Source organism: Streptomyces cellostaticus, assembly GCF_001513965.1.
Taxonomy (GTDB): Bacteria; Actinomycetota; Actinomycetes; order Streptomycetales; family Streptomycetaceae; genus Streptomyces; species Streptomyces cellostaticus.
The window spans coordinates 1-1,428 of record NZ_KQ948121.1 but is presented as its reverse complement, the minus strand read 5'-3'; the positions used below and the strand labels follow the sequence as shown (position 1 = coordinate 1,428).

General features: G+C 67.2%; 1 protein-coding gene. It reads left to right on the top strand.

Translation table 11 applies throughout. The annotated features are described in order from the left end of the window. Positions 1-135 precede the first annotated feature (135 nt). Positions 136-1,374, top strand: coding sequence for an IS256 family transposase (locus AQI88_RS42335; RefSeq protein WP_067011135.1), 1,239 nt, complete (start codon positions 136-138; stop codon positions 1,372-1,374). Positions 1,375-1,428 lie beyond the last annotated feature (54 nt).

The window sequence follows — 1,428 nt, the reverse complement described above, 5'->3', positions numbered from 1 at the left end:
CCGGTCGCGTCCTTGGAAGTGGTGTACGGGTTCGACCTGATCCGGGGGTTTGTTCCGGCGTTGGGATGTGGCCCGCATAGACGAACGGCCACCGGCTGATCTTCGAGGTGTCGAAGCCCGAAGGAGATCAGCACGATGACCGCACCTGACAGTGTGCCCCTGCACGCCCTCGCCGAGGAAAACCTCGCCGCGGCGAGTCCCGATCTGCTGCGCGCGATGGTCAAGACGTTCGCCGACGCGCTCATGTCCGCGGAGGCCGATGCCCTCTGCAATGCCGAATACGGCCAGGTCAGCGACGAACGCGTTAACCACCGCAACGGCTACCGCCCGCGCGAGTGGGACACCCGCGCCGGCACTGTCGAGCTCGCCGTCCCCAAGCTGCGGCAGGGCAGCTACTTCCCCCACTGGCTGCTCGAGCGACGCCGGCGGGCCGAACAGGCCCTCATCTCGGTGGTCGCCACCGCCTACCTACTGGGCGTCTCCACCCGCAGAGTCGAGAAGCTCGCCGAGTCCCTCGGCGTCACCCAGCTGTCGAAGTCGCAGGTCAGCGAGATGGCCAAGCACCTCGACGAGCAGGTCGCGGCCTTCCGTAACCGACCCCTGGACCAAGGCCCGTATGCCTTCGTCTGGGTCGATGCGCTGACCCAGAAGGTCCGTGAGGGCGGCCGGATCATCAACGTCCACGCGCTGATCGCGGTCGGCGTCAACGCCGACGGGCACCGCGAGATCCTTGGCCTCGACGTCGCCACCGCCGAGGACGGCGCCGGCTGGCTCGCCTTCCTGCGCTCACTCATCGCCCGCGGCCTGTCCGGCGTCCAACTGGTCATCTCCGACGCTCACACCGGCCTGGTGAACGCGATCGGCGCGGTCCTGCCCGGCGCCTCCTGGCAACGATGCCGCACGCATTACGCCCGAAATTTGCTGAGTCAGGTCCCGAAGTCGGCCCAGCCGTGGGTGGCCACGCTGTTGCGGACGGTCTTCGAACAACCCGACACCGACGCCGTCCAGGCCCAGATGCGACACGTCCTGGACGCGCTGGAGGCCAAGTTCCCCAAGGCCGCGGCCCACCTGGACGCTGCTCAGCACGAACTGTTGGCGTTCACCGCGTTCCCGCGTGAGATCTGGCGACAGATCTGGTCGAACAATCCGCAGGAGCGGCTGAACAAGGAGATCCGGCGTCGCACCGACGTGGTCGGCATCTTCCCCGACCGCACCGCGCTGATCCGCCTCGTCGGCGCGGTGCTGGCCGAGCAGAACGACGAATGGACTGAGGCTCGCCGCTACATGGGACTCGACCTGCTGGCCAAAGCCCGCTGCCACCCGATCGAGTCAGAAACCGACGAGACCACCCTGCCCACAGAACTCACCGCATAGCCTCGAAAACGAGATCACCGAGTGGCCGTCGATACACCACTCCAGCGGACGTGA